The following is a 9872-nucleotide window of genomic DNA, read 5'->3' as shown; positions in this document are numbered from 1 at the left end:
CGCCTCAGATCAAAATCAAAAGCGCGGCGGCCTGAAAGCCGACCTGTTTTCTTGGGTTTGCCGACATTCTGTAGGAGCTGCCGAAGGCTGCGAGGCGGTGTGTCAGACGATGCCTGTTTTGGCTGTGCTGGCGTCTCGCGAACAAGTTCGCTCCTACCGGTCCGAAGCGCTACTGCAGTTTTCGCTCTGCTTTTGATCTGCTTTTGATTTTGATCTCAAGAGCCCCGTTAAACCACGCCGGCCGGAATTCGACCTTGCTGTGTGGGGGCTCTTGTTAAAGGAAGGGGCGGCAGGGATGCCGGTTTAGCCGCCTCAGGCCATGGATGGCCGGTGGCGGCGGCCCCACGCAGTAATGTCGGATTACGGGTATGCCGAGCGACAGCGAGGGACCCAGTGGTGGGGCAAGAGCGTTTTGCTTACTTTTGTCTGGGCCGGCTTCCGGATGTTCAAAAGTGAGGCGCTGTAAAAGCGCAACCGATGTAAGCCGTCATCGCAAAAATGGATATGTACGCCCAATCATCAAGCACCCGCCAGCTCACTCACATAAACCCCAACACCCTCAAGAATAATCACCAGCGTCTCTTCAACCTCCTTCAGCTCATCCGCCGCCATGCCATGGCTGATTTCATACAGATGATGCCCATCCAGCGCCTTGCCATCCGCCGGATCAAGCTCAATCAGCAGACGCTCGGCACTGAGCGTCACCTTGAGCTGCGAAACCGCAAGCACCTTGTCATCGCGTACGGTGATCTCGACTTCCTGCTCGTCCGGGAAGCGCGTCAGCGAAAACAGATCGCCGGTTTCACCGTGGCAGCACAGCAGCGCCATGTCGTCGTACTCGTCATCACAGGGATTGACGATAAAGCTGGCAGTCTTGATTTGCATGAACGTTCCTGGCTTAAAAGCGGGCAAGAAGCAATTTTGCCAGCGATTGGCAAGCAATGCCCAAGAGTTTCTTGCAACCAGATGACCGAATATGTCGCAGCACGACAAGTAACTGCCTGTCAGCTCTCGTTAAGCTGGGTGGCGGATGAACGGTAGAGGAGAAATCCTACCCTGCGTGTTGTTTTTTCCGGCACCGGCTACAGAAAGCAAATGTGACGAGTCGTTCGCGGCAAGCGTTAGTTCTTTGGCTTATGCTGTGCCTCTGCCGTTTCATCCAGGCACAGCATGTGCAGGCAACACTTCCTTCAAGCTTCCTTCTAAAAAAGCACAAGCGGAGTACCTCAGATGGCGTTCTTCACCGCAGCCAGCAAGTCTGACTTTCAGCATCAACTGCAAGCAGCACTGGCGCAGCACATCAGTGAACAGGCACTGCCACAAGTGGCGCTGTTCGCCGAGCAATTTTTTGGCATCATTTCCCTCGACGAACTCACCCAGCGTCGGTTGTCCGATCTGGCGGGCTGCACCTTGTCAGCCTGGCGTCTGCTTGAACGTTTTGAACATGCCACCCCGCAGGTCCGCGTTTACAACCCCGATTACGAACGTCACGGCTGGCAATCCACGCACACCGCCGTTGAAGTATTGCACCACGATCTACCCTTTCTGGTGGACTCGGTGCGCACCGAGCTGAACCGTCGCGGTTACAGTATCCATACGCTCCAAACCACCGTGTTGAGCGTGCGTCGCGACAGCAAGGGCGAACTGCTGGAATTGCTGCCTAAAGGCACCAGCGGCGAAGACGTGCTGCAAGAATCCCTGATGTACCTGGAAATCGACCGCTGTGCCAACGCCAGCGAGTTGAATGTGCTGGCCCGTGAGCTGGAGCAAGTGCTCGGCGAAGTACGGGTTGCCGTAGAAGATTTCGAACCGATGAAGGCCAAGCTGAATGAGCTGCTGGCAGGCATCGATTCTGTGCAGTACGCCGTCGATGAGGGCGAGAAGTCCGAGGTCAAGGCGTTCCTGCATTGGCTGGTGGATAACCATTTCACCTTCCTGGGTTACGAAGAGTTTCAAGTCAGCAACGAAGGCGATGGCGGCCAGTTGGTGTACGACGAATCGTCTTTCCTCGGCCTGACCAAGCGTCTGCGTGCTGGCCTGACTCACGAAGACCTGCACATCGAAGATTACGCCGTGAGCTACCTGCACGAGCCGATGCTGCTGTCGTTCGCCAAGGCCGCGCACCCGAGTCGTGTACATCGCCCGGCGTATCCTGATTATGTGTCGATCCGCCAGATCGACGCCTCGGGCAAGGTCATCAAGGAATGTCGCTTCATGGGCCTCTACACCTCCTCGGTGTATGGCGAAAGCGTTCGCGAGATTCCGTACATCCGTCGCAAGGTGGCTGAGATCGAGCACCGCTCCGGCTTCCATCCCAAGGCTCACCTGGGTAAAGAGCTGGCGCAAGTCGTCGAAGTATTGCCTCGCGACGACCTGTTCCAGACCCCGGTGGACGAGCTGTTCAACACCGTGATGTCCATCGTGCAGATCCAGGAGCGCAACAAGATTCGCGTGTTCCTGCGCAAAGACCCTTACGGTCGTTTCTGCTATTGCCTGGCCTACGTGCCGCGTGACATCTATTCCACAGAAGTCCGCCAGAAGATCCAGCAAGTCCTGATGGAGCGTCTCAAGGCCAGTGACTGCGAGTTCTGGACTTTCTTCTCCGAGTCGGTTCTGGCTCGCGTTCAGTTGATTCTGCGGGTGGACCCGAAGGTTAATCTGAACATTGACCCGGTCCAGCTTGAAAACGAAGTGATTCAGGCTTGCCGTTCGTGGAAAGACGATTACGCCAGTCTCGTGGTGGAGAGCTTCGGCGAAGCCCATGGCACCAATGTGCTGGCGGATTTCCCGAAAGGCTTCCCGGCGGGTTATCGCGAGCGTTTCGCTGCGCATTCGGCTGTGGTCGACATGCAGCACCTGCTCAATCTGAGCGAAGCCAAACCACTGGTGATGAGCTTCTATCAGCCGCTGTCCGGCGACAAGGCGCAGCTGCATTGCAAGCTGTACCACGCCGATACGCCGCTGGCCCTGTCCGACGTACTGCCGATTCTGGAAAACCTTGGCCTGCGTGTACTGGGTGAATTCCCGTATCGCCTGCGCCACACCAACGGCCGCGAGTTCTGGATTCACGACTTCGCGTTCACGGCGGCTGAAGGCCTGGAAATCGACATCCAGCAACTCAACGACACTCTGCAGGATGCGTTCGTCCACATCGTGCGCGGCGATGCCGAGAACGACGCGTTCAACCGTCTTGTTCTGACTGCCGGTCTGCCGTGGCGCGATGTGGCACTGCTGCGTGCCTACGCCCGTTACCTGAAACAGATTCGTCTGGGCTTCGACCTTGGTTACATCGCCAGCACCCTGAACAACCACACGGACATTGCCCGTGAGCTGACCCGGTTGTTCAAAACCCGCTTCTATCTGGCGCGCAAACTGACCACTGATGATCTGGACGACAAGCAATTGCGTCTGGAGCAGGCGATTCTTTCCGCGCTGGACAATGTTCAGGTACTCAACGAAGACCGCATCCTGCGTCGTTACCTGGACCTGATCAAAGCCACCCAGCGCACCAACTTCTATCAGCCTGATGCCAGCGGTCAGAACAAGAGCTACTTCAGCTTCAAGTTCAACCCGCGTCTGATTCCCGAGCTGCCAAAGCCGGTGCCCAAGTTTGAAATCTTCGTCTACTCGCCGCGTGTCGAAGGCGTGCATCTGCGCTTCGGTAACGTGGCCCGTGGCGGCCTGCGCTGGTCGGATCGCGAAGAAGACTTCCGTACTGAAGTCCTCGGTCTGGTGAAAGCCCAGCACGTGAAGAACTCGGTGATCGTGCCAGTGGGGGCCAAAGGCGGATTCCTGCCGCGTCGCCTGCCGTTGGGTGGCAGCCGTGATGACATTCAGGCCGAAGGTATCGCCTGCTATCGCATCTTCATTTCCGGCTTGCTGGACATCACTGACAACCTGAAAGAGGGCGGGCTGGTTCCGCCAGCCAACGTCGTGCGTCATGACGACGATGATCCGTACCTGGTGGTCGCGGCGGATAAAGGCACTGCGACCTTCTCCGACATCGCCAACGGCATCGCCATCGATTACGGCTTCTGGCTGGGGGACGCGTTTGCTTCCGGTGGTTCTGCCGGTTATGACCACAAGAAAATGGGCATTACCGCCAAGGGCGCATGGGTCGGTGTACAGCGTCACTTCCGTGAGCGCGACATCAATGTTCAGCAGGACAGCATCAGCGTCATCGGCATCGGTGACATGGCTGGTGACGTTTTCGGCAATGGCTTGCTGATGTCCGACAAGCTGCAACTGGTGGCCGCATTCAACCACCTCCACATCTTCATTGATCCAAACCCGGACCCGGCCAGCAGCTTCATCGAGCGCAAGCGTCTGTACGACCTGCCGCGTTCGGCCTGGACCGATTACGACACCAGCATCATGTCGGCAGGCGGCGGAATCTTCCCGCGCAGTGCGAAAAGCATCGCCATCACGCCGCAAATGAAAGAACGCTTCGACATCAAGGCTGACAAGCTGACCCCGACCGAACTGCTGAACGCGCTGCTCAAGGCGCCGGTTGATCTGTTGTGGAACGGCGGCATCGGTACTTACGTCAAGTCCAGCGAAGAAAGTCACGCCGATGTGGGCGACAAGGCCAACGACGCGCACCGGGTCAACGGTGACGAGCTGCGCTGCAAGGTGGTGGGCGAGGGCGGTAACCTGGGCATGACCCAACTGGGCCGTGTCGAGTTCGCGCTCAATGGTGGCAGTTCCAACACGGACTTCATCGACAACGCGGCTGGCGTGGATTGCTCCGACCACGAAGTGAACATCAAGATCCTGCTCAACGAAGTGGTGCAGGCCGGTGACATGACTGAAAAGCAGCGTAATCAGCTGCTGGAAAGCATGACCGACGAAGTCGGCAATCTGGTGCTGGGTAACAACTACAAGCAGACCCAGGCCCTGTCCCTGGCGACGCGTCGTGCTTACGAGCGGATTGCCGAGTACAAACGCCTGATGGCGGATCTGGAAGCCCGTGGCAAGCTGGACCGCGCCATTGAGTTCCTGCCTGCTGAAGAGCAGATCAGCGAGCGCGTGGCGGCCGGTCATGGCCTGACGCGTCCGGAGCTGTCGGTATTGATCTCCTACAGCAAGATCGATCTGAACGAAGCGCTGCTGGAATCCCGTGTACCGGATGATGACTATCTGGCGCGCGACATGGAAACCGCGTTCCCGCCGTCGTTGGGTGCCAAATACTCCGGCGCCATGCGTCAGCATCGTCTCAAGCGCGAAATCGTCAGCACCCAGATCGCCAACGATCTGGTCAACCACATGGGCATCACCTTCGTGCAGCGACTCAAAGAGTCCACCGGCATGAGTGCGGCCAACGTGGCGGGCGCTTACGTGATCGTGCGTGATATCTTCCACCTCCCGCACTGGTTCCGTCAGATCGAGGCGCTGGACTACAAGGTGCCTGCCGAGATTCAGCTGGCATTGATGGACGAGTTGATGCGTCTGGGCCGCCGCGCGACGCGCTGGTTCCTGCGCAGCCGTCGTAACGAGCTGGACGCCGCCCGTGATGTTGCGCACTTCGGTCCGCACCTCGCTGCGCTGGGTCTGAAACTCGACGAACTGCTGGAAGGCCCGACTCGCGAAGTCTGGCAGACCCGCTATCAGGCCTATGTCGAAGCCGGCGTGCCGGAATTACTGGCACGCATGGTCGCAGGCACCAGCCACCTGTACACGTTGCTGCCGATCATCGAAGCGTCTGACGTCACCGGGCAGAACGCTGCCGACGTGGCCAAGGCTTACTTCGCCGTGGGCAGCGCGCTGGACGTGACCTGGTACCTGCAACAGATCAGCAGCCTGCCGGTGGAAAACAACTGGCAAGCCCTGGCCCGTGAAGCGTTCCGAGATGACATCGACTGGCAGCAACGGGCGATCACCATCTCGGTTCTGCAAATGGCCGATGGCCCTGCGGATATCGAGGAACGCCTGAACCTGTGGCTTGAACAGCACAGCGCCATGGTCGACCGCTGGCGCGCCATGCTGGTGGACATCCGCGCAGCAAGCGGCACGGACTACGCGATGTACGCCGTGGCCAACCGTGAGTTGCTGGACCTGGCCATGAGCGGACAGACCCTCGCGGTTTGATGGTTTAGTTCGGTTGTAACGAGAAGCCCTGCATCGTGAGATGTGGGGTTTTTTATGGGCGCTGTGCCACAGGAGAAACGCGATCGCACATATTGGCGCGATGTCGTGGGACCGGCTTTAGCCGGGAAGAGGTCGGTACAGTCACTGAAAATTGGACGTCAGAAACATCGCTTTCCCGGCTAAAGCCGGTCCCACGTCAGGATGGTTTGAAGCCAATAAAAAACCCCGTCACATGGACGGGGTTCTCTTAACGCTGTGTTTCGCTTTTACGCTTGAACAACCGGGATCTTGGCGTTCGCGGCGACTTCACGGAACTCGGCGATCTGGTCGAAGCTCAGGTAGCGGTATACGTCCGCTGCCATGGTATCGATCTGTTTCGCGTATTCCATGTACTCCTCGACGGTCGGCAGGCGACCCAGGATCGAAGCAACGGAAGCCAGCTCGGCCGAGGCCAGGTAGACATTCGCGCCGTCGCCCAGACGGTTCGGGAAGTTACGGGTCGACGTCGACACAACCGTCGAGTTCGGCTCTACACGTGCCTGGTTACCCATGCACAGCGAGCAGCCTGGCATTTCCATGCGCGCGCCAGCTTTGCCGTAGATGCCGTAGTAGCCTTCTTCCGTCAGCTGGTGAGCATCCATCTTGGTCGGCGGCGACAGCCACAGACGCGTTGGCAACTGACCCTTGACCTTGTCCAGCAACTTGCCCGCAGCGCGGAAGTGGCCGATGTTGGTCATGCATGAACCGATGAACACTTCGTCGATCTTCTCGCCAGCAACGCTGGACAGCAGACGGGCGTCGTCCGGATCGTTCGGTGCGCAGAGCACTGGCTCGTTGATGTCGTTCAGGTCGATTTCGATGATTTCAGCGTATTCCGCGTCAGCATCGGCAACCATCAGCTCAGGATTGGCAACCCAGGCTTCCATCGCTTGAGCACGACGTTCCAGCGTACGAACATCGCCGTAACCTTCGCCGATCATCCAGCGCAGCAGGGTGATGTTGGAGTTCAGGTACTCGGTGATCGACTCTTTCGACAGCTTGATGGTGCAACCGGCGGCAGAGCGTTCGGCCGAGGCGTCGGACAGTTCGAAAGCCTGTTCGATGCTCAGGTCATCAAGGCCTTCGATCTCCAGGATGCGGCCGGAGAAGGCGTTCTTCTTGCCTTTCTTCTCAACAGTCAGCAAGCCCGACTGAATAGCGAAGTAAGGAATGGCGTGAACCAGATCGCGCAGGGTGATGCCAGGCTTCATCTTGCCTTTGAAGCGCACCAGAATCGATTCCGGCATGTCCAGTGGCATAACGCCGGTGGCTGCAGCAAACGCAACCAGACCGGAACCGGCCGGGAACGAGATGCCCATCGGGAAACGGGTGTGGGAGTCACCACCGGTACCGACGGTATCCGGCAGCAGCATACGGTTCAGCCAGCTGTGGATGATGCCGTCGCCCGGACGCAGGGAAACGCCGCCACGGGTCATGATGAAGTCAGGCAGCGTGTGGTGCGTAGTGACGTCGATCGGCTTCGGATAAGCAGCGGTGTGGCAGAAGGACTGCATGACCAGGTCAGCGGAGAAGCCCAGGCACGCCAGGTCTTTCAGCTCGTCGCGGGTCATCGGGCCCGTGGTGTCTTGCGAACCCACGGTGGTCATCTTCGGTTCGCAGTAGGTGCCAGGACGAACACCTTTGCCTTCTGGCAAGCCGCACGCCTTGCCGACCATCTTCTGCGCCAGGGTGTAGCCTTTGCCAGTGTCGACTGGTGCTTCCGGCAGTTTGAACAGGTCGGTAGGGCCCAGGCCCAGTTCGGCGCGAGCCTTGTCAGTCAGGCCACGGCCGATGATCAGCGGGATACGACCGCCAGCACGCACTTCGTCCAACAGAACCGGCGTCTTCATTTCGAAGGTGGTCAGGACTTCGTCAGTGCCGTGTTTGCAGACTTTGCCAGCATGCGGATACAGGTCGATCACATCGCCCATGTTCATGTTGCTGACGTCGAATTCGATTGGCAGTGCGCCGGCATCTTCCATGGTGTTGTAGAAGATCGGAGCGATTTTGCTGCCGAAGCAGAAACCGCCAGCGCGCTTGTTCGGCACGTAAGGAACGTCGTCGCCGAAGAACCACAGCACCGAGTTGGTGGCAGATTTACGCGAAGAACCGGTGCCGACCACGTCGCCAACATAGGCAATCGGGAAACCCTGACCGCGCATTTCTTCGATCTGCTTCATCGGACCGATGGAGCCTTGTACGTCCGGCACGATGCCTTCACGGGCCATTTTCAGCATGGCCAGGGCGTGCAGCGGGATATCAGGACGCGACCAGGCGTCAGGCGCCGGGGAGAGGTCGTCGGTGTTGGTTTCGCCAGTCACCTTGAACACACGCAGGCTGATTTTGTCTGCCAGCGTCGGGCGCTTCTTGAACCATTCGCCGTCAGCCCAGGACTGCATGACAGCCTTGGCGTGAGTGTTGCCGTTTTTGGCTTTTTCGGCCACGTCGTGGAAGGCATCGAACATCAGCAGCGTGTGCTTGAGTTCCTGAGCGGCCACCGGGGCCAGCTCTGCGTCATCCAGCAGGTCAACCAGCGTGACGATGTTGTAACCGCCCTGCATGGTGCCGAGCAGTTCAACGGCGCGCTTCTTGTCGATCAGGGGAGAAGTGGCTTCGCCCTTGGCCAGGGCAGACAGGAAACCGGCTTTGACGTAGGCAGCTTCGTCAACGCCAGGCGGAATACGATTGGTGATCAGGTCGACAAGGAAAGTTTCTTCACCAGCCGGGGGATTCTTCAGCAGTTCGATCAAGCCGGCAGTTTGTTCGGCGTTAAGCGGCTGGGGCACGATACCCTGGGCGGCACGCTCTTCGATGTGTTTACGGTAGGCTTCAAGCACAGTATTACCCTCATCAGTGGTCCCAAATGGGTGTCCGGGACGCTCATCCAGGAATTGCCCGAAAAACCTGCACGACGAAACTTTTTGAGTTCCTTGGCCAGGGTTTTCGGCAATTCCTTACAGAAGCTGTTTTCAAAGTTTTACGCCTGCAGGACGGCTGATGAGTGTTGACGAGGGCTTGAATCCTGCGTCAACACCGGACTGCTGGGTTACTTTGACTGTGCTCGTGACGCTTTGAAAACAGCTTCCAACGGACATTGGCGCCTTAAAAGGCTCGCTGATTCTACGGCAAATCTTCTGTAAAGGTAAGTTAGCCCTACACGTTCGGGGGTGATCGTTGTTAGACAAAGGGCTAATATGCGGGCTCGTTCTCGCCTGTCGTTGCCCTGCCTGCCATGCCCAATCAAATCATCAAAACGCCCTGTGTCGGCCTTTGTTCCACTGTTTACGGGGACCTGGTGTGCCGTGGCTGCAAGCGTTTCCACCATGAAGTGATCCACTGGAACGGTTACGACGAAGACCAGAAGCGGGCAGTGTGGCTGCGGCTCGAACAACTGCTGGTTCAGGTGATGACCGCCAAGCTGGAAGTATTTGATGCGGGCAAACTGCGTGCGCAACTGGAACTGCGCAAAATCCGCTTCGTGCCTGCCCAGTCAGAGTATTGCTGGGCTTACCAGCTGATTGCACGGGGCGCGCGGGTCATTACCAATATTGAAGCGTACGGTATGGTGCTGATGCCGGAGTTCCGCGACTGGGCTTTGCCTGACTTGCGCGATGCCATTGATCGGGAATTTTTCCTGCTGTCCGAAGCGCACTACGAACGCTACATTGCACCGGGTTTCCTGAAGGATGCGTTTGGCAGCTAGCGACCTGTCCGGATACGCGGGATAATGCCCGCCAGTTTCTGGA

Annotated in this window: 5 protein-coding genes; 3 read left to right on the top strand and 2 right to left on the bottom strand. The window is 58.2% G+C overall.

Going from position 1 to position 9872, the window contains the following annotated elements; translation table 11 throughout:
- Positions 1 to 196 (top strand): hypothetical protein (locus H8S59_RS26795; RefSeq protein ID WP_214658344.1); only part of this gene is annotated, 196 nt, incomplete at its 5' end.
- A gap of 323 nt (positions 197 to 519) precedes the next feature.
- Here H8S59_RS26795 and H8S59_RS15190 read toward each other — a convergent pair.
- Positions 520 to 885, bottom strand: a complete 366-nt coding sequence (locus H8S59_RS15190) for a hypothetical protein (RefSeq protein WP_187521939.1) — start codon at positions 883 to 885, stop codon at positions 520 to 522.
- Positions 886 to 1230: 345 nt separating this feature from the next.
- Here H8S59_RS15190 and H8S59_RS15185 point away from each other — a divergent pair, with 345 nt between their 5' ends.
- On the top strand, positions 1231 to 6087 hold the full coding sequence (locus H8S59_RS15185; protein ID WP_187521938.1) for an NAD-glutamate dehydrogenase: 4857 nt from the start codon (positions 1231 to 1233) through the stop codon (positions 6085 to 6087).
- A 266-nt stretch (positions 6088 to 6353) separates the two neighbouring features.
- Here H8S59_RS15185 and acnB read toward each other — a convergent pair whose 3' ends face one another.
- Positions 6354 to 8963, bottom strand: coding sequence for a bifunctional aconitate hydratase 2/2-methylisocitrate dehydratase (gene acnB, locus H8S59_RS15180; protein ID WP_187521937.1), 2610 nt, complete (start codon positions 8961 to 8963; stop codon positions 6354 to 6356).
- Between the two features lie 395 nt (positions 8964 to 9358).
- On the opposite strand from acnB, the gene H8S59_RS15175 reads away from it, so the two are divergent.
- Positions 9359 to 9829: a DUF1289 domain-containing protein gene (locus H8S59_RS15175; RefSeq protein ID WP_095093317.1), complete on the top strand. Its 471-nt coding sequence runs from the start codon at positions 9359 to 9361 to the stop codon at positions 9827 to 9829.
- The last annotated feature ends 43 nt before the right edge of the window (positions 9830 to 9872 follow it).

This window comes from Pseudomonas folii (assembly GCF_014357575.1).
Lineage (GTDB): Bacteria > Pseudomonadota > Gammaproteobacteria > Pseudomonadales > Pseudomonadaceae > Aquipseudomonas > Aquipseudomonas folii.
The sequence above is the reverse complement of the archived record's forward strand: the minus strand, read 5'-3'. Positions and strand labels throughout refer to the sequence as shown.

Bases quoted from the DNA above. Each gene is read 5' to 3' on its own strand.
- H8S59_RS15175 (WP_095093317.1), top strand. From the start codon at position 9,359: ATGCCCAATCAAATCATCAAAACGCCCTGTGTCGGCCTTTGTTCCACT.
- H8S59_RS15185 (WP_187521938.1), top strand. From the start codon at position 1,231: ATGGCGTTCTTCACCGCAGCCAGCAAGTCTGACTTTCAGCATCAACTG.
- H8S59_RS15190 (WP_187521939.1), bottom strand. From the start codon at position 885: ATGCAAATCAAGACTGCCAGCTTTATCGTCAATCCCTGTGATGACGAG.